At 72.8% G+C, this 18,878-nt stretch carries 13 protein-coding genes and 1 pseudogene; 9 read left to right on the forward strand and 5 right to left on the reverse strand.

The features are described 5' to 3' along the window. Window positions 1-110 precede the first annotated feature (110 nt). Together ACF09K_RS27365 and ACF09K_RS27370 are read right to left on the reverse strand one after the other, a co-directional pair. Window positions 111-524, reverse strand: coding sequence for a YybH family protein (locus ACF09K_RS27365; RefSeq protein WP_392247631.1), 414 nt, complete (start codon window positions 522-524; stop codon window positions 111-113). A gap of 87 nt (window positions 525-611) precedes the next feature. Then, window positions 612-1,160: a flavin reductase family protein gene (locus tag ACF09K_RS27370; RefSeq protein ID WP_392247633.1), complete on the reverse strand. Its 549-nt coding sequence runs from the start codon at window positions 1,158-1,160 to the stop codon at window positions 612-614. Window positions 1,161-1,340: 180 nt separating this feature from the next. On the opposite strand from ACF09K_RS27370, the gene ACF09K_RS27375 reads away from it, so the two are divergent. Further along, complete coding sequence (locus tag ACF09K_RS27375) at window positions 1,341-2,945, forward strand: aspartate aminotransferase family protein (protein ID WP_392247635.1); 1,605 nt, start codon at window positions 1,341-1,343, stop codon at window positions 2,943-2,945. Between the two features lie 777 nt (window positions 2,946-3,722). Here the strand turns inward: ACF09K_RS27375 and ACF09K_RS27380 are convergent. Together ACF09K_RS27380 and ACF09K_RS27385 are read right to left on the reverse strand one after the other, a co-directional pair. Continuing rightward, window positions 3,723-4,604, reverse strand: coding sequence for an NAD(P)-dependent oxidoreductase (locus ACF09K_RS27380; protein ID WP_392247637.1), 882 nt, complete (start codon window positions 4,602-4,604; stop codon window positions 3,723-3,725). Window positions 4,605-4,658: 54 nt separating this feature from the next. Continuing rightward, on the reverse strand, window positions 4,659-5,837 hold the full coding sequence (locus tag ACF09K_RS27385; protein WP_392247639.1) for an acyl-CoA dehydrogenase family protein: 1,179 nt from the start codon (window positions 5,835-5,837) through the stop codon (window positions 4,659-4,661). A gap of 364 nt (window positions 5,838-6,201) precedes the next feature. On the opposite strand from ACF09K_RS27385, the gene ACF09K_RS27390 reads away from it, so the two are divergent. The 6 genes and pseudogenes from ACF09K_RS27390 to ACF09K_RS27415 all read left to right on the forward strand — a co-directional run bounded on the left by ACF09K_RS27390 (window position 6,202) and on the right by ACF09K_RS27415 (window position 14,751). Then, complete coding sequence (locus tag ACF09K_RS27390; RefSeq protein ID WP_392247641.1) at window positions 6,202-7,641, forward strand: flavin monoamine oxidase family protein; 1,440 nt, start codon at window positions 6,202-6,204, stop codon at window positions 7,639-7,641. 360 nt (window positions 7,642-8,001) lie between these two features. Further along, window positions 8,002-10,506 (forward strand): BTAD domain-containing putative transcriptional regulator, encoded by a 2,505-nt coding sequence (locus ACF09K_RS27395; protein ID WP_392247643.1) that lies wholly within the window; start codon window positions 8,002-8,004, stop codon window positions 10,504-10,506. A gap of 643 nt (window positions 10,507-11,149) precedes the next feature. Continuing rightward, window positions 11,150-11,595, forward strand: a pseudogene (locus ACF09K_RS27400) (ATP-binding protein). A 212-nt stretch (window positions 11,596-11,807) separates the two neighbouring features. Further along, window positions 11,808-13,403 carry a hypothetical protein gene (locus tag ACF09K_RS27405; RefSeq protein WP_392247645.1) on the forward strand — a complete coding sequence of 532 codons (1,596 nt, stop codon included), beginning with the start codon at window positions 11,808-11,810 and terminating at the stop codon, window positions 13,401-13,403. Window positions 13,404-13,451: 48 nt separating this feature from the next. After that, window positions 13,452-13,838 (forward strand): DUF2399 domain-containing protein, encoded by a 387-nt coding sequence (locus ACF09K_RS27410; RefSeq protein ID WP_392247647.1) that lies wholly within the window; start codon window positions 13,452-13,454, stop codon window positions 13,836-13,838. A gap of 73 nt (window positions 13,839-13,911) precedes the next feature. Continuing rightward, complete coding sequence (locus tag ACF09K_RS27415) at window positions 13,912-14,751, forward strand: RNA polymerase sigma factor SigF (RefSeq protein WP_392247649.1); 840 nt, start codon at window positions 13,912-13,914, stop codon at window positions 14,749-14,751. A gap of 84 nt (window positions 14,752-14,835) precedes the next feature. On the opposite strand, the gene ACF09K_RS27420 is transcribed toward ACF09K_RS27415, so the two are convergent. After that, window positions 14,836-15,939 (reverse strand): mannose-binding protein, encoded by a 1,104-nt coding sequence (locus tag ACF09K_RS27420; RefSeq protein ID WP_392247651.1) that lies wholly within the window; start codon window positions 15,937-15,939, stop codon window positions 14,836-14,838. Between the two features lie 576 nt (window positions 15,940-16,515). Between ACF09K_RS27420 and ACF09K_RS27425 the strand changes: the two genes are divergently transcribed. Beyond that, window positions 16,516-17,373 carry a type VII secretion system-associated protein gene (locus ACF09K_RS27425; RefSeq protein ID WP_392247809.1) on the forward strand — a complete coding sequence of 286 codons (858 nt, stop codon included), beginning with the start codon at window positions 16,516-16,518 and terminating at the stop codon, window positions 17,371-17,373. After that, complete coding sequence (locus ACF09K_RS27430; RefSeq protein WP_392247653.1) at window positions 17,370-18,830, forward strand: ricin-type beta-trefoil lectin domain protein; 1,461 nt, start codon at window positions 17,370-17,372, stop codon at window positions 18,828-18,830. Before ACF09K_RS27425 ends, ACF09K_RS27430 begins: the two co-directional genes overlap by 4 nt. The last annotated feature ends 48 nt before the right edge of the window (window positions 18,831-18,878 follow it).

Genomic DNA, 18,878 nt, shown 5'->3' on the forward strand with positions numbered 1-18,878 from the left:
CAACCGACCGCCACCGCGCGGCACACAACGAAGAGGCCGGGCTCCCCTGGGGGGAACCCGGCCTCGTCCGTCGGTGCCGCGTGCGGTGCGGGTCGGACGGGTCAGACGGTTCAGACGCTGATGTCGGCGACCGGACGGTCCACCGCCATCATCCACTTGCCGTCCTCGGTCCGGCGGATGACGTCGGTGCAGCTGCCCTTGACCTGGACCAGCTCGCCGTCCTCGTTGGGCAGCCCCAGCTCGAAGTCGACCACGATGAGCGTGACGTCGTCGGCGGTGTAGGAGTGCTTGACGACGGACTTCAGCGTCGGGCCCTTGGCCAGCAGTTCGATGATGCCCTTGGTGCGGGCCTCACCGGTCAGCGGGCCGCCCGTCAGGTTGGAGATGGCGTCGTCGAGGTAGAGGTTGTCGAAGGCGGCGCCGTCCCCGGAGTTGAAGATCTTCAGGAAGACGTCGTTCTGGACCTCCGGGTCATCGGTGAGTTCCAGGCTGTACAGGTCGACTTCGGGGGTCGAGGTGGTCATGAGCATCTCCTTCGTGTGATGCGTCCGTGTGATGTGTCGTGTTCGGCTGGTGGGTGCGACCGCGCGCCGGCATGGCGTGCGGAGGCGTCAGGCGGCACGCGGGGCGTGGCCGAACTTCCCGTCGAAGAACGTCAACGCCGCCTCGTCGCAGCCCCGTCGGCAGTCCAGCACCCTGCCGACGAAGATCGTGTGGTCGCCCGAGGCGTGCGCGTCGATCACGTCGCACTCCAGCCAGGCCAGGGCGCCGGCCAGGAGCGGGGCGCCCGTGCGCTCGCCCGGCGCCCATTCGACGTCCTCGAACTGCGCGAGCCCGAGGGCGCGCTTCTTGTTCGCGAAGTGCCGGGCCAGCGACTGCTGTCCGGCTGCCAGGATGTTCACGCCGAAGTGCCCGGCCCCGGTCAGTTCGTCGAACATGACGGCGCTGTGGTCGATGGAGACCAGCACGGTCGGCGGGGCGAGCGACACCGAGCTGAAGGCGTTGGCCGTCATGGCGTGGATGTGGTCGCCACCCACCGTGAGCACGGTGACGCCGGTGGCGAACTGGGACATCACATCCCGCAGCGAAGTGGCCTCGACGGAGGTGCGCAGCCCCGTCCGCGAGGCTGCGGGTTCGAGCTCTGCGGATGCAGGAGTCATTTCCCCTCTTCGGATTCGGCTTGAGGGCCCCCTACGTAATAAAGGGGTGGATGGAAAACGTATCCGCTCGGCACTTTCTGGCGCCTAATCGCCAAGTAATCGAGGCCTTAGGCCGTTCCGGCGGCCGCCGATGACCGCGCCGTTACCGCACACTGGCGCGCATTCGGTCATGTTGGCCACATGACCGATGCTTCGAATGCCCCCGCCGAACGGACGCAGTTGGCCGAACCCCATCTGGGGGCCGTGCTGGCCTCCGCCGGCCTGGACGCCGAATACGTCCGCGCCGAGGGGAACCTCCTCCACCAGCGGGGCGAGGACGGCCGCGAGGTCGCCGTCGTGGACTACGCGGGGGGATACGGCTCGCTCCTGCTGGGCCACAACCACCCCGAGATCACCGCGTACGCGAAGGAGCTGCTGGACGGCGGCGTCCCGGTGCACGCGCAGTTCTCCCTGCACCCGGAGGCCGCCGAGCTGGCGCTCGCCCTGAACCGGATCGTGCGCCGCGAGACCGGCGACGACGAGCCGTTCTTCGCCGTCTTCGCCAACACCGGCGCCGAGGCCAACGAGGCCGCGCTCAAGCACGCCGAGATGGACCGGGGCGCCCGCCTCGGCGCGCTCCTGGAGTCCGTCCGCGCCGGCCTCGACACGGTGCGCGCGGCCGTGCGGGACGGCTCGGCGACGGTGCCCGCCGAGCTCCTCGCCCGCTTCGGCGTGGCCGCGGACGGCCCGGCCCCCGCCGCGCTGGACGAGCTGCTCGACCGCCTCGCCGCCCACAACGAGGACCGCGCCGGGCGCCCCCCGGTCCTCCTCGCCCCGGAGGGCTCCTTCCACGGGAAGCTGGTGGGCACGGTCCAGCTCACCCACAACGAGGGCTACCGCACCCCGTTCGCGGCGCTGGCCGCGCAGGCGCGGTTCGTCCCGCTCGACCGGCCGGGCGCCCTGCGCGAGATCGTCGACGAGGAGCGCGCCACCCTCCATGGCCTGGCCCTGGAGGACGGCCGGGTCCGGCTGACGGAGCACGAGGCGCCCGTCGTCTGCGCGTTCCTCCTGGAGCCGATCCAGGGCGAGGGCGGCATCCGCGAGCTGTCGGCGGAGTTCGTCCGGGAGGTCCAGGAGGTCTGCGCGGAGATCGGCGCACCGGTCGTCGTCGACGAGATCCAGAGCGGCATGGGCCGCACGGGCGACTTCCTGGCCAGTACGCGCCTGGGGCTGCGCGGCGACTACTACACCCTCGCCAAGAGCCTGGGCGGCGGCCTCGCCAAGATCTCGGTGCTGCTGGTGCGCGCCTCGCGCTACCGCGGCGAGTTCGAGCTGATCCACAGCTCGACCTTCGCCAAGGACGGCTTCTCCAACCGCATCGCCCTGAAGGTCCTCGAGCTCCTGGAGGCCGACGACGGCGCCGTCTACCGCAGGGCGGCCGAGCTGGGCGAGCGGCTGCTGGCCATGCTGGGCTCCGTGCGCGAGGACTTCCCCGAGGTCGTCAAGGACGTCCGCGGCCGCGGCCTGATGCTCGGTCTGGAGTTCCACGACCAGTCCGCGGCACCGGTCCCCCCGATCGCCGAGGCGGCCCGGGCCGGCCTGTTCGGCTACCTGGTGGCGGGCCACCTGCTGCGCGGCCACCGGGTCCGTACCTTCCCGACCGCCAGCGCCCCCGACACCCTGCGCTTCGAGCCGTCCGTGCTGCTGTCGGACGACGACATCACCTGGCTGGAGAAGGCCCTGCGCGACACCTGCGACATCATCCGGGGCGGCTACCAGCGCCCCCTGGCACTGCCCGCCGCGTAACGGACGCGACGACGCCCACGGGGGCCGGTGGCCGGGACGAGTTCCACGTCCCGGCCACCGGCCCCCGCTCGTACCGGCCCTCACCCGTGCCGCACGCGCCCGCACCGCGCCGCGCCCGCACCGGGTTCCAGCCCGTGCCGGTCACGGGCGGCGCCCGCACCGCGCCGCCCTGCCGGTCTGGGCCCGTGCCGACCCACCGCGTCTGCGCCCGCACAGCGCCTGCGCCCGTGGGTACGGCTCGTGCCGGGCCTGAACCCGTGTCGGCCACAGGCCACGGGCGACCAGCCACGAGCCGCCGGTCACGGGCGGCGCCCGCACCGCGCCGCCCTGCCGGTCCGTGCCCGTGCCGATTACCGCGCTTGCGCCCGCACAGCGCCTGCGCCTGTATGTGCGGCTCGTGCCGGGCCCGGACCCATGTCGGCCACAGGCCACGGGGCACCAGTCACGGGCCGCCGGTCACCGGTCACGGGCGGCGCTCGCACCGCGCCGACCGTGCCGGTCTTGTGCCCATGCCGACCACCGCGCCTGCGCCCGCGCCCGCACAGCGCCGGCGCCGCACAGCGCTCGTGGGTGCCGGGTCCGCCCTGCGCCCCGCACCCCGCGGTGAGCACGGCGAGCCGCCGGAGTCACGGACGGTACGCCGCTGGTAGCCGTAGCCGTTAGCCGTAGCCGTGCCCGCGCGGTACGCCGCCGGGCGGGACCCGGCACTGAGCCGTGTCCCGCCCGGCGGGTTCCTGCCGTACCGTGCGCGTGGCGTCCCCGGGGGACGCCGGTGGGTCAGCCCTGCTTGAACGCCTCGACCAGGCTGGCCAGGCTGTGGCCGGCGTGGCCCTGCTCGACGCGGCGCTCGATCAGCGCCTGGATGGCGGCCGAGAAGTCGCTGTTGATGCCGAGCTGCTTGCTCGTGGCGACCAGGTGCTCGATCGCGGCCTTGTTGACGCCGAGGCTGGAGATCTCGGTGTCGAAGCTGGCCGAGTCGATCTCCTTGGCGCTCTGCGGGATCGACGGGGTGATGACGTGCTCGATCCAGGTCAGGGCGAACGGCGTGAACGCCTCCGCCGAGACACCGGCCGAGTTGACGAGGGCCACGGCGTGGAAGTAACCCGCGAGGCTCGACCACAGCAGCGACAGCAGACCGAGGTCGTAGATCATCGCGACACCGGTGTCCGCGCCCAGGTACACGTTCGTGCCCGCGAGCGGCTTCAGCAGCTCCTCGTGCTCGGCGTACACCTCCTGGGAACCGGCGTAGAAGATCAAGGCCTGGGGCAGGCCGATCATCTGCGGGACGGCCATGATGGCGCCGTCCAGGTAGCGCACGCCGTTCTGCTCGGCCCAGACGGCGAGGGCGCGGGCGTCCTCGGGGGTGCCCGAGGTGAGGTTGATGACCACCTTGCCCTTCAGCTCGCCGGTGGCACCGGCGAACAGCTCGTTCAGCACCTCGTAGGTGGAGACGCACGCCACGATGACCGGGCTGGCCTCGATCGCCTGCTTGATGTCCGCGGCGAAGACGGCGCCCTGCTCGACGAGCGCGTCCGCCTTGTCAGCGGAACGGTTCCACACGGTGGTCGGATTGCCGTTCTTCACAAAGGCGGTGGCCAGGGCGGCGCCCATCATTCCCAGACCGAGAACGGTCACCGGACCCTGGTTGGTGTTCGACATTGACTTGCTCCTCGTTTTTCTCTTCGGAATCACTACGCCGGCGAAAGCGGCGTACTACAGGAAAAGGCTGTCGGGGTCGAGGCCGAGCAGCGTGCGGCCGTACACCTCGAGGCCCATGTTCGGGGCCATCAGACCGTGCCGGGACAGGCCCTGCAGGTCCCGGTAGAAGCGCTGGAAGGGCGCCTTGCGGGAGAGCGAGCCGGCGCCGCTGACGGAGTGCAGCGCCTCGAGGGCCTCCTGGGTGAGCAGGATCGCGGCGCCGGCCTTGCCGCGCACCTCCGCCTTCTCCTCCCAGGTCGGCTGCTCGCCGGCGTCGGCGCGCTCCTGGAGGAAGCCGAGGTAGGTCTCGGAGAGCGCCTGGGCGGCCTCGATCTTGCTGTGGGCCAGCGCGATCTGGATCTGGGTCAGCGGGTGCTGCGCCTGGTCGGTGACGTTGCTGTAGGCGAGCGGCTTGCCCTTGACCGTGGCGGCGAGGTCCTCGTACGCGCCACGCGCCATGCCGATGTAGGCGGCGACGGACTCGGCGACGACGAAGCTGATCAGGCTGTAGTCGCGGCCCTGGGAGCCGGTGACGGCCCCGCCGCCGCTGGTGCCGAGGACGGCGGCCTCCAGGGTGACGACCCGGTGGGCGGGGACGAAGAGGTCCGTGGCGCTCGACGTCGAGCTGCCGGTGGCGATGGCGGCCGAGACGTGCCAGTCGTCGGCGATCGTCAGCTCCTTCACCGGCACCATGGCGTAGACCTCTTCGACGGTGCCGTCGGCGTGCTCCAGCTCGGCGGCGAGCAGGTCCCAGTGGGCGCCGCGGACACCGGAGTTGAAGCGCCAGGCGCCGGTGAGGAGGTAGCCGCCCTCGGCGGGGACCATCTTCGCGGTCGGCGTGAAGCCGCCGGAGATGCGCACCGAGCCGCCCTCGAAGATCTCCTCCTGGGCCTGGAGCGGGTACAGCGTGGCCATCCAGGCGCTGGAGATCCAGGCGACGGCCACCCAGCCGGTGGAGCCGCAGCCGCGGGAGATCTCGGTGATGATCTCGACCTGCTCCTTCAGCGGGAGGTCCAGGCCGCCGAAACGCTTCGGCACGGCGATCCGGAAGACGCCGGCCTTCTCCAGGAGGTCGATGTTCTCCTGGACGATCCAGCGCTGGTCCTCGGAGGCCACGCCGTTCGCCCGCAGGGTCGGCACGATCTCCCGGACCGCCTTGAGAATGTTTTCCGCTTCGGTGGACCTGACGGCCATACCAGCTCCTCGGTGATTTCGGCGGGGGTGAAAGGCGTGGACGCGAGGCAGTCAGCGCCATTGCCGTTTCGGGGGTCCGAACAAATTAAGTGAGACCGGACCATCCCCCCGCCACCAGCGAGTAACCGTCCTGTCCCGGCCAAGCTAACCAGAGACCCTGCCCCGTGCCGCCCCCGAGCGCCCACCGGACGGTAACTCGCCGGTCTCCGGCAATTCCTAAACCTGCGAGGGAGGGCGATTATCAGTCAATGGGAAATGTTCGATCGATTTCAGTCAGTCGCAACTAGTGTGGGTGACCGTTCAGGTGACCACAGCAGCGCTTGATTCCTGGACAACGGACCACGTTGTGTACGAGGGGACTGGGATGAAGCCCAAGAAAGAGACAATCTTCGGGGGAGCGCGGACCTCGCGTCGCGCGATACTCAAGGCCGGCGCGGCCACGGGCGCGGCGGTCGCCGTCGGCGTCGCCTCCACCCGTCCCGCCTTCGCGGCGGGGACGACCGAAGCCGGCCGCAGCTACGACGCGATCGTGATCGGCGGCGGCTTCGCCGGCGTCTCGGCCGCGCGGGAACTCAAGGCCAGGGGCAAGCGCACACTGATCATCGAGGCCCGCAGCCGCATCGGCGGCCGGGCCTGGTCGAGCACGTTCTCGGGACTGCCGATCGAGTTCGGCGCCACCTGGATCCACCCCAGCCAGACGCTGATCTGGAACGAGGTCCAGCGCCTGGGCATCGCCAAGGTGGACGACCCCAACCCGGACTACGCGGTGTTCGCCACGGAGACCGGCGGCTACGCCCGGCAGGAACTGACCTTCCTCGACCAGCAGGACGCCCTCCTGCGCAGGTTCGTCGAGGGCGCCGAGACGTACCTGCCGAACGCCTACGACCCGTTCTCCCGCGAGGACCTGCTCGTCGACCTCGACAAGCTGACCCTCGGCGACCGGGCGCGCCAACTGCGCCTGTCCCAGCTGGAGATGGACTGGGTGAGCGCCACCACCGGCGCGTACGGCGGCGGCTTCGAGCGCGGCTCGCTCACCCAGCTCGCCCACTGGTGGGCGCTGTGCGGCTACAACACGGAGACGTTCCACGGCATCAACGTCACCCGCCCCGTGGGCGGGATGAGCACCGTCATCTCCCGGATGTTCACCGAGTCCGGCGCCTCCCTCCTCTACAACGCTCCCGTCACCCGGGTCACCGACACCGGTTCCCGGGTCCAGGTGACGGCGGCAGGCCTGGTGTTCGACGCCGCGTCCGTGGTGGTGGCCACTCCCGTCAACACCTGGAACTCCATCAACTTCGCCTCCGGCCTGCCCGCCGAGTTCTCGCGGCTGAGCACCCAGACCGTCGGCGTGCCCACCGCCAAGAAGGTCTTCATCCAGGTCCAGGGGGACATCGGCCGCCCGCTCATGAACGGCAGGAGCGGCGGGATGCTCGACCTGGTCCTCACCCACGCCGACAAGTCCTCCCAGGGCACGATGCTCATCGGCTTCAGCGTCAACCCGAACCTGGACGTCACCAGCGTCTCCCAGGTGCAGAGCGCCATCAGCGAACTGCTCCCGGGGACCAAGGTGCTGTCCGTCAAGGGCCACGACTGGGGCAAGGACCCCTACGCCAAGGGCGGCTGGACCTTCCGCACCCCCGGCCAGCTGCTCGGTTCGCTGCGCGCCGTCCGGCAGCCGCACGGCCGGCTGGTCTTCGCCGGCAGCGACATCGCGACCGGCTGGGGCGGCTACGTGGACGGCGCCATCGAGACCGGCATCCGGGCCGCCGGCCTCGCGGCCGGCCTGACCGCCGCGGCGAGCTGACGACGAGCTGATCCCGGCCGGAACCGGACCGGTCACCGCCCCGCGGGAACGGGGCGGATGACGGGCAGCCGGCCGGACGCCGTGGCCTGTAGGGGGGTCTCGCGGTCGTCCGGCCGGCTGCCCATAAGCACTGATGAACGGGTGTTTCACCGGGAGTTGGGGTGGCGGACGGCCGCCGTCCGCCCGCCGCGGACGGGCCGGCGCCGCCACCGGCGGGAAGATCACCGACACGTGAGGCGTCGAACACAGATTGTTGTGGTATTGGCTCGTACTCTTAGTAGCATTGGCAGTGTTCCCGGCGTAAAGGGGGGTGAGCCCTGCGCCGCACGCCAACCATGCTGAGGGACTATGTGGTTCAGGATGCTAGGTCCGTTAGAGGTCATATCGGGTGGGCAGCCCATCTCGCTGGGGGGCAGCAAACAGCGGGCGACGCTCGGGTATCTCCTCCTCCACCCCAACCAGACCGTCCCCATCAGTAAACTGCTGAAGGCCCTGTGGAGCGTCGAAGAAGCTCCGATGACGGCCCGCAAGATCCTGCAGAACTCGATCTGGAGCCTGCGCCGCAAGCTCGTCACCGGCGCGGCCGCGGAAGCGCCCGTGGCGTTGCGCACCCAGCCTCCCGGTTACTCCCTGGACGTCGCCCTCGAACGCGTGGACCTGCACCTCTTCCACCGCTGGGTGCGCGACGGGCGTGCCCGGCTGGAGGCGGGAGAGCCCGACGCGGCGGCGACGCTCCTCAACGACGCCCTGGAGCTGTGGCGTGGTCCCGCCCTCGCGGACCTCACCGAAGTCGGCATGCTCTGGCCGGAGTTGACCACACTCCAGAACATGCGGCTGGACGTCCTGGAGGATGTCTTCGAAGCCCAGCTCGCCTGCGGGCGCCACTACGCGGTGCTCGGCGAGCTGGAGTCGCTGGTGGAGAACGAGCCGCTGCGTGAGCGCGCCTGCGGCCAGCTCATGCGCGCCCTGTACCGCTGCGGGCGGCAGTCGGACGCGCTGGGGGTGTTCAGCCGGCTGCGTGCCCGGCTGGTCGACGAACTCGGTCTCGAACCCAGCCGGGAACTCCAGCAGCTCCAGCAGGCGATCCTCACCCACGACCTCGCCCTTCAGCTCGCGCCGGCTCCCGGCCCGTACTCCGTGCAGGGCACGGCGGCCCTGCTGCCCGGTACGACGGAGGTGTCGCCCCGGCCGCTCGGCCCGCGCGCCGTCCCCGACGGTCCGGCCCCCGCCTCGCCCCAGCCCTCCCTCCAGAACCAGGCCCCCCGCCCCCACCCCGACCCGGCCCCCCGCCCGCACCACCTCGACCCGGCGGGCCCCCGCTCCGCTCCCGTCCCGACCCTGACGCTCGCGGAGATCCCGCCCCAGTCGCACGCCGCCAGAGCCTTACCCGACGGCCGGTCGCCGGCCCAGCCCCGGGTGCCCGTCCAGGGCTCGGGCCCCGGCCCCGACCGTCCGGCCCTGAGAGCCGTCCTGCCCGCACCGGCTCCCGCCTCCGCACCGGCTCCCAAGGTGCTGTCGCCCGTCAACGGTGCGGCACCGAAGGACCACACGGCGGCCCACCACGCCCCCGCCCGGAACCTGCCGGCGGCGGACACCGGCACCCCCACCGTCGCCTCCGCGGTGCGCGGCGAGGCCAGCCTCCTGCTGGTCCGGGCCGAACCCGACCCCGCCACGACCGAGGCCGGCGAACTCGACGCCGTCATGGACGGGGTGGCCACCCTGATCCACCAGGAGATCGAGCGCTGCGGCGGTACGGTCGTCTTCTCGCTGCACGCCCTCACCCTCGCCCTGTTCCCGGCGGACCCGGCGGACCCGGACGACACCGAGTACCCGCTGCGCGCGGCCCGCGCCGCGACCGCCCTGCGCACGGCCCTGACCGCGTCCCCCGCCCGGGCGGACGCCCCCGTGGCCGCCCGCACGGAGCTGCGCACCGCCGTCGCGACCGGCGCCGTGCTGGTCAGCCAGTCGCTCGGCGGCAGCCGGCCGCCCAGGGTCTACGGCGCCACGGTGAAGGAGTGCGAGGCACTGCTGGCCCTGGCGACCCCGGACGGCACCCACGTCTGCGACCGCACACGCCAGGAGACCAGGGAACACTTCGCGTACGAGGAGATCCCCGGCTCCCCCGTCCGCTGGAAGCTGCTCGGCCCCATCGACCCCGAGCCCGCCGACGACGACGCCCACCACCGCGAACTCGACCTGCTGCAAGGGGTGATGACCCACAGCAACCGCTGGTCCCAGCCGCACCTGATCACCGTGCTGAGCACCGAGGAAGCCCCCCGCCGCCGGATGCTCGACAAGCTGGGGGACTTCGCCGCCACGGCGCTCGACGGGGCCCAGGTGCTGAGCTGGAACGGCCGGGACGCCGCCGAGGCGGGCCCCTTCGGCCTGCACCGCAGGATCATCTCCAGGTTCTCGGGACTGTCGAAGTCCGACCCGCCGTGGGCGGTCCGCCGGAAGGTCAGCGCCGCCGTCCAGCGCCTGGACGCCGGAAAGAGCTGCATCAACTGGCTCGTCGCCCGCTGCACCTCGGTCCTCGAGACGTCGAACCGCTCGCCCGAGCGGCTGGGCGCCGAGGAGTGGCGGGACGTCTGGCGGTACTTCCTGGAAGCCGTCGCCCACGACGGCCCGATCGTCCTGATCGTCGACGACCTGCACCTGGAGGACACCGCGACCAGGGAACTCGTCGGCCTCATCGCCCGCCTCCCCGTCCGCATCCCCCTCACCGTCATCGCGGGCGCCGCCCCGGAGCTCCTGCGCCACGCCGACTGGTCCTCCGACCGGCGCTTCGCCACCACGGTGCTGCTCGACAGGCCCTCCGACGAGGAACTCGCCTGTTCCGACGAGGACTGCCTGCCCGTCCAGTGAGACAACCGCGCCCGGGGCGGCCGACGACGCCCGCCCACCGGCGCTGACGAACACGCCGGACGCGGCCGCGCGAGACTGCTCCCGGACGCGCGCGAGCGCCCGTATGCCGTGCCCCCCACGCGCATACGGACGTGAAAGCCGCTGTCATCGAAATCCCGGCAACGCCGCCGGTGCGCACGGCGGTCCCGTGCACCCCTCTTGCTGTCCCGTCACGGGCCGGTCGACGACGACCACCCACCGGGTGCCGGCGTCGCCGACGACCCGGCGGTCCGACGACCCGGTGGTCCGTCGAGCGGGGACGGCTCGGGGGGCGACGGCGTGCCGTCCCCACGGCGCGGACCCCACCAGCCGTGCCGGCCCTCGGCGCACCGCGGGCCGGCACGACGAGGTGCCGTTGCCGGGTGACCGCCGGGCCCGCCGGCGCGCCGCGGAAGGCGGTGTGCCCACGGTGCCGGCCACGGGGCCGTACCCGTGCCGGGCCCGGACGCCTGCCGTACCGTCCTCCGTACGCACTGCGCCACGCTCGGCACACTAATCGTCACGCACGGCGACCGACCCGGTCCAGCGAGCCGACCTCTACAACGCGATCTGTATCGGTGCCGGACCTGTCGACGGGCCGTCACCTCCCGGCAGGGTGGCGGCCATGCCAGCCCCACACACCCCCAGTCCCGCCCGGCCGCACACGTTCACGCAGCGCTTCTCCGCCACCCGCCGCGGAGCCCGCCTCGCCCGGCTGCTCGCCGCGCACCAGCTCACCGAGTGGGGCCCCATCCGCACGGCACCGAGGCGCACGACACGGTCGTCCTGGTCGTCGCCGAACTCGCGGCGAACGCCGTCCTCCACGGCCGCGTCCCCGGACGGGACTTCGCCCTGTCCCTGGCCCGCGACGAGAGCCGGGGCGTCGTCCGGATCGAGGTGACCGACACCCACCCCGCCCGGCCGGCGCGGCTGACCCCCGGCACGGACGAGGACGGCGGCCGCGGCCTGCTCCTCGTCGACGCGCTCGCCGCCGACTGGGGCGTGCGCGACCGGGTCGGCCCCGGCAAGACGGTGTGGGCCGAGTGCGCGACGGGCGGCTCCCCGATCTGACCACCGTCGACCGTGGACGTTCCCTCGGACGTGCCGCACCCGCAGGGGAGCGGGCCGCCCGGTCGAGGCCGTCGGGCCGGGCCCCCGCTCCGTCCCGGGCATTGGGTGCTCGGGCACCGCGGTATTACGGTGACACCTCGTGGGATGCCCCGACCGCGTTCGAGGGGGAACCGGTCCGCTTCGCGGGGCATCCGGGGGTGAGGGGAGCCACCGTGCAGGTGCTGTACGCCGTCAGTTTCGATGTCCAGGACGTCCGGTCCGCCCAGGAGCCGGGGCATGTCCTCGGGCGTCTCCGTCACCATCTCGCCGAGTGGCTCGGTGACCGAGGACGCATACAGGCGCCGTCGGCAGCCGAGTTGGACCGTGCCGGGAGGGCGGTGCTCGTCGGGAAGTACCCCGGCCACGGCGAGCGGAACCTGAGCTGGTCGGTGGCGGGTGACGAGCGGACCCGTGCGCTGCGGATGACCATCCACCAGCCGCTGTCCGACGGCCCGGCCCAGTTCGTCACCCGGGTCACCGTCTCCCAGTCCGAGGAAGGCGGCGGTGGCCTCAGGGTCGTCATGGGCAGGGAGATCCCCGACGGCTGGATCGCGCCCGTGCAGGACCCGCGGCTCAGGCGTCCCCACCTCCTGCGGGCCGTGCTCGCCGACGAGGATCTCGACGTGCGGGTCCTGGGCCAGCGTGCCACCGGGCGCTACGAGAGGATCCGCGAGGAGGGGCATGCCGGCGTGCTTCTCGAATCTCTGGAGCTGAGCACGCGTCTGCCCATCCTCCTGGTGCACCCCAGGGATCCGGCGGGATGGAACGCGGCGGCCGAGGCTTCGGGGCAACTCGCCGGACTGGCCCAGGTGGTGACCCTGAACTACGTGACCGCACAGGCCGTCCGCCGGGTCCACGAGCAGGTGGCCGTGCCCAGCGGCGGCGCCCGGCTGGTCTGGCCCAACCTCGGCCTGGAGCATCCCGCCTACTCGCGTGAGGAGGTGTCCCAGGCGTCCTTCGTGGAAAGCCGGCTGATGCCGTCGCTCGCCCACCTCTCCGTCATCGCACGCGGCAGTGACACCGCGTGGGAGAGGGCGCGGCAGGCCTCGTACCGGGCCGGGGCGCGCAGGGCGGCGGAGCAGCTGGCGCGCGCGCAGGCCGCCGGGGACAGGACCGCCGAGCTCCAGGCGCTCAAGGAACGCACCCAGCAGCTGGAAGAGGACGCCAGGTCGTGGGAGGACATGGCGCAGACCTGCATGGAGGAACGGGACAAGGCGCAGTCCGAAGCCGCCGCCGCCGAGACGCTGCGCCAGGACCGGGACTACTGGAAGAAGCTGTACCTGGACCTGTCGAAGGGCGGGACCGGGCAGACGGCCGAGTTCGATGCCTGGAGCGAGATCCCGGCCCTGGGAACGGACGCCCTGCCCACTTTCGATTCCCTCGTCAAAGCGTCGGAGAAGCACATCGTGTTCACGGCGAAGGCGGCGCGCGCCTGGAAGGCCTCTCACTATCCGTATCCCCAGGAGATGACCGACCAGCTGATCGCCCTCGCGCAGGCCGCGATGGACCTGTACGCCAAGCCCGGCAACATACCCCGGCTGACGCAGTGGTTCTACGACAACCACGGACTGAAGTACGCGCCCAACGACGAGAAACTCAGCAAGGACAAGGACAAGCGCTACTTCACGTTCGATGGGAAGCGCTGCGACGGGCTGCCGCACATCAAGGTCCGGGACGCCGTGTCGCCCAACGAGGTCGGACGGATCTACTTCGCCCTCGACTCCGACGGCAAGCGTTTCATCGTGAACCACGTCGGACTCCACCTGTAGCCGACTGCGCGGGCCACCCGCCCACGGGCCCCACGCCCGGTGGGCGGTGTGCGCATCGCCGCGGCACTGGCGCGGAGCGGCCCCTGGCGTCCGTGGCGCTACGAGGCCGGCCATTACCGGGCGGCAGTGGCCGCGGCAGCTGCAACCGCAACCGACGCGGACGCGGCCCCGGGCCTGACGGGCCGGCCCGCCGCGACCTCCTGGGACCCCGCCCTGGCCGCTTCCCTCGTCGAGCCCGGCGTCCGGGGCGGAGAGGAAGCGGTGCTGGACGACCTGCTCGCGGACCTCGGGCCGAGAGCCCGTTGCGGTGCCGCGTCCGGAACGGGGCCGTGCCGGGCCGGATCCACACGCCGACGGCCTCCGCTCGCAGGCCGGTTCGGGTGGGTGGGGCGGTCCGTGGAAATTCGGAGGAATGGTGGTGGGGGTCGGGGGTAGGCGGGGTTTTGCGGGCACGACGGGCCGGCGACGACGGCCGGGGATCCGGCGGTGGATGGACTGGGAGGGGCACATGATGACGACGACCGTGCAGGCCGCTGGGACGGTGGACGTTCCGGAGATCGCCGATCCCTCCAAGGTCGCGCCGCGGGACGCGCGGGAGCTGTCGAAGGTGTTCTTCGGGCGGCTGGCGGTGCTGGAGGAGGGCACGCCGGAGTACCAGTACGCGCGCAACACGCTGATCGAGATGAACATGTCGCTGGTGCGGTACGCGGCGGGCCGGTTCCGCAGTCGTGGGCCGGAGGAGATGGAGGACATCGTCCAGGTCGGCATGATCGGGCTGATCAAGGCGATCGACCGGTTCGAGCTGTCGCGCGAGGTGGAGTTCACCTCCTTCGCGGTGCCCTACATCGTGGGGGAGATCAAGCGGTTCTTCCGGGACACCTCCTGGGCGGTGCACGTGCCGCGGCGGTTGCAGGAGGCGCGGGTGCAGCTGGCGCGGGCCAACGAGGAGCTGCGCAGCCGGCTGGGGCGCACGCCGACGACCAAGGAGCTGTCGGAGCTGATGTGCCTGCCGGAGGACGAGGTGGTCGAGGCGCGGCTGGCGTCCAACGGGTACACCTCGGCGTCGCTGGACGCGGCGATCAGCGGCAGCGAGGACGGCGAGGCGGCGCTGGCGGACTTCATCGGCAACGAGGACGCCGCGCTCGGCCTGGTCGAGGACTTCCACGCGCTGGCGCCGATGGTGGCCGCGCTCGACGAGCGCGACCGGCGGATCATCCACTGGCGGTTCGTGGAGGAACTCACCCAGGCCCAGATAGGCGAACGCCTCGGCGTCTCCCAGATGCACGTCTCCCGCCTGATCTCCCGCCTCCTGACCCGCCTGCGCGAAGGCATGCTCACCACCGGCTGAACCACCCGAACCACCCCACAAGCCCAGCCCTGGTGTCCTCACGGCACCAGGGCTCGCGCGCGTGCGCCGTCCGGGACGGCCTGCTCAGGTGGACCAGATGACCGTGCCGTTGTGCAGGATGACCACCTTGCCGTCGGCCCGCAGGACCAGCTGGGCGTTGTCGTGGCCGTGGCTGCGGGAGGCCCAGATCGGACGGTCGGCGCCGTTGTGGATGACGAGGTTGCCGTCGGTCTGGAAGATCGCCCGGTGGTTCTCGCCGAAGGTCATGGACGCCCACAGGGGCTTGCCCCGCTCGTTGTAGACGACGAGGTTGCCGTCCGTCTGCATCACCATCCGGATGCGGTTGGTGGTCCAGGCCTGGTTGACCTCCAGGACACTGGTCGCGTAGACGGTCTCGGTGCTCCAGACCGGCTCGGGGGTCGCCTTGGGCTTGGGCTTCGGGGGCGGTGTCGGCGTCGGCTTCTTCTCGGGCGGGCTGCTCGTCCTCGGCGCCGGTGCCGGCGCGACCGGCGCGGCGACGGCGGCCTTCGGGGTCGCGCTCTTCCGCGGCTTCGTCGGGCTCGGCGACGGACCGGTCGGGCCGGCCACGTAGTCGCCGAGCCCGGCGGGAGCGGATTCCGGGTTCAGGACGGTGTCGGAACCCTCCGCCGCCAGCCCCGTCGCGCCGCCCCGGTGATCCTCGTCCTTCGCGCTCCCGGCCAGCAGCAGCGGTACGGCGATCAGGGCCGCACCCAGGAACGCCGCCCCCGCCAGGACCGGCTTGCGCGGGCGTCCGGTGCCGGTGCCGGCCCTGACGTCCGGGGGCGCCGCCCCGACGGCCGCGGCGACGGCGACGCCCGCTCCGGACGCCTCGGACGCTCCGGCGGCCTCGGTGGGCCCTGCGGCCTCGGCGGGCCCTGCACTGGCGGGAGCGGTCGCGGGAGCGGGAGCGGGGGCGGTCGCGGTCGAGGGCAGGGCCGGGGCGGTCTTCCCGGGCGCGGCCGCGGTCGCGGTGGTTCCGGACCCTGCTGCGGGGGCCGCGGGGGCCGCGGCGGGTCCCGGTGCGGTCTTCTCCTCCGGGGCGGAGGGCGTGGGGGGCGGGCCGGCGCTCTCCGCCGGTGCCGCGGGCGGGACCGGGGAACCGGCCTCCTCCGCACGGGCGGCGGCCGCCTCCGCGTCGGCGCGGGGGGTGGGGGGCTGGGACGACATGCGGTACTCCTCCTCGGTGGCCGGGCAGTCGGTGGGGGAGCTGTCGGTGACGGAACCCGGGCGGCGCGTTCGGCCGGCGTACCGGACGAACACCCGGTGCACGGGCGGGCGTCGGCGCCGGTCCGGCCCCGACTCCGGGTCGGGACGGCCCGTGTCGCCACGGCTCCCGGCCGCCGGGTCCCGCGTGAACCGGCGGCGGTCGGGCCCTCGGGCCGGTCCGACGGCCTTTCCGGACCGCGAGGTCCCCCCCCCGTACGGCCCCGGCCCGGACGTCCGGCCGTGAGGCCGCACACCGACGGGTCCAACGGCACGCCCAACTTAACCTGTTGTACCGGTGACAGCCGCTTCCCCGTCAGGAACGCCCCGTCGCTTTGTCCTGCCACGCCTCACTGTTCCCGGAAAGTTCCGTACTCGGGCGGTGAACGGGCACGTGGAGGGCGGATACGGGCCCCCTCCTGGTCACCCGTCAACAGGACAACTGTGGCATCCTGTTGACTCCCGATCTGATCAGTGCCGTCGTGCGCGCAGGTCGTTCGGCACCCAGGAAGTCGTACGGACCCAAGAGTTCAGGTGGAGATGCGGCCCGGAGAACGGCAGGAGGCCAGGCACGACGCCTCGCCCGCGGTGCCCGACGGTTCCGGGCCGACCGCGGCCCCCGAAGCACTCCCAGCCCCCGAAGCACCCGTCACGGCCGTCCCCGGCACCGGTGACGGCCCCGGGATACCCGAGGCCGTACGGGCTGCCGCCCGCCGCGCGCCGGGGCACTGGATCGGGGTGGTCGACCCGGAGTGGACCGAGGAGCGGACGCCGCCGCAGTGGGCGGTGCTGGGGGAGTGGCGGTCGGACGACGACGGGGGCGTGGGGGAGTACCGCGCCAACCCGGAGTACCGGCCCTCCGCGCGGGTCCTCGGCTGGCCGGAGCCCACCGACCCGGTGGACGCGGCGGCACAACGGGCCGCCACCGGCTACGGCACGGTCGACGACGCGCTCGAGGCGCTCGCGCGGGCGGACGTCACGGTGCTGCGCGGACCGGACGGCGGGCCGCTCACGGCCGTCGGGCGGGACGGGGCGCCCGTGGTCCTCTCGTTCACCTCGCCGGCACACGAGTTGATGTCCGCGGAACTCAGGCATGACACGCTTCCGGCGGCGGAGCTGGCCCGTTCGCTGAGCGGTTCCGGCACCCTGCTGATGGTCAACGCCGGGGCCGCGGCCCCCCTGCTCGTCCCGGCGGACGGCCTTCTCGTACCCGTACCCGTATCCGTACCCGGGCCGGACGTCGCGGGGGCGCCCGCGGCGGACGCCGTGGCGGAGGGGGACCCCGGTGCCCTCTCCGGCGCGACCGACCGTGCCGGCTCTCCGGCCGCGGCCCCCTCCGCGGACCGGCCCGGCGACTCCCCCGAGTCCCGGCCCCACATCACAGGGAGGACCCCGTGACGCGTTCGGCCCAGCAACCCCCCGGCCCCCCGGGGGCGGAGTCCGCCTCCGGCGGCGAGGAGACGGCCGCCACCCCCGTGGCGGCCACCGTCTCCCGGTCCACGGAGTCCGGGACCGCGCCCGCGAGGACGAGAACCGAGCCCGATCCGGCAGGGACGACGGCGGAAACAGAGGCGGAAGCGGAGACCGAGGCAGAAGCAGAGGCGAAGACGAAGGCAGAGGCGAAGACGAAGGCAGGGGCGGAGACGGAGTCCGGGGCGGAGACCGAGCCCGGCTCCGGCTCCCGCCCCGGCCCCGCCGGGACGGCGACCGCGCAGGCCGCCGAGGCCGGGGAAACCGAGAAGGCCGGGCAGGCGGCCGTCCCGGGCGGCACGCCCGCGTCCGAAGCCGTCGGCGGCGGGTCCGCGAGCGGAGCGGCCTCCGGCAGCCGATCCGAGGCCGCCCCCGATGCCGCGACGGGCCGGTCCGAGGCCGATCCGGGGACCGGTCCCGAGGCCGACCCCGGGACCGATTCCGGGACCGACCCCGGGGCCGCCGCGGTGGCCAAGAGCCGGCTGCCCGCGCTCGTGCGGACCATGACCGCGACCGCGATCGACCGGCCGCGGCAGCAGACCGGCCCGGTCGGGCGGCCGGGCAAGGCGGTGCTGGCCGGGGCCGCCGTCGGAGGGGCGCTGCTCGTGTCGGTGCCGTTCCTGGTGCTCGGCGGGAACGAGGACCGGGCCCGTACGGCGCCCGCGGCGGCGGAGACCGTCCTCGGCGGGAACCCGGGGGAGGCGCCCGGCGAGTTCGCGGTGACCCGGCCCGTCACCGGTTCCCCGGGCCAGAGCCCCACGCCCTCCGTGAAGTCCGGCAAGCCGGTGCGGGGAGCCGACGCGTCGGCACCGGCCAAGGGCGGGAGCGCGGCCGAGCCGAAGAAGGAGACCGCTCGGCCGGCCCAGCCGACGAAGCAGAGCGCCGGGCAGAAGTCCGACGGCAAGGACTCCGGCGGCAGCAAGACGGCGGCCGACGGCAAGGCGTCGGGCACGGGCACGGGCAAGAACCAGGCGGCGAACGCCGGTTCGGCCCTGACGTTCAGCGGCTTCGTCTCCCTGCGCAGCCATCTCTCGGGCCGCTGCGTCGACGTACCGGACGGCGACTTCAGCGACGGCAAGGCACTGTGGGCATGGGACTGCAACGGCAGCCCCGCGCAGAAGTGGCAGTTCGCCTCCGACGGCACCATCCGCATCCAGGGCAAGTGCCTGGACGTGGCCAACGCGAACTACAACGACGGCACGACCATCCAGATCGCCTGGTGCAACGGCAACGCCGCCCAGCAGTTCGTGCTGAACTCCGCCCACGACCTGGTCAACACCGTCGTCGGCAAGTGCGTCGACATCGAGAACCACAACCGGGGCAACGGGGCCCGGCTGCAACTGTGGACCTGCAACGGCGGCGACAACCAGAAGTGGAGCGTCTGACCGCGCCCCCGCCGAGAGCCCCGCTCTCGCCCCGCCCGCCCCGAGGAC

It is taken from the genome of Streptomyces sp. NPDC014882 (assembly GCF_043081325.1).
Classification (GTDB): domain Bacteria; phylum Actinomycetota; class Actinomycetes; order Streptomycetales; family Streptomycetaceae; genus Streptomyces.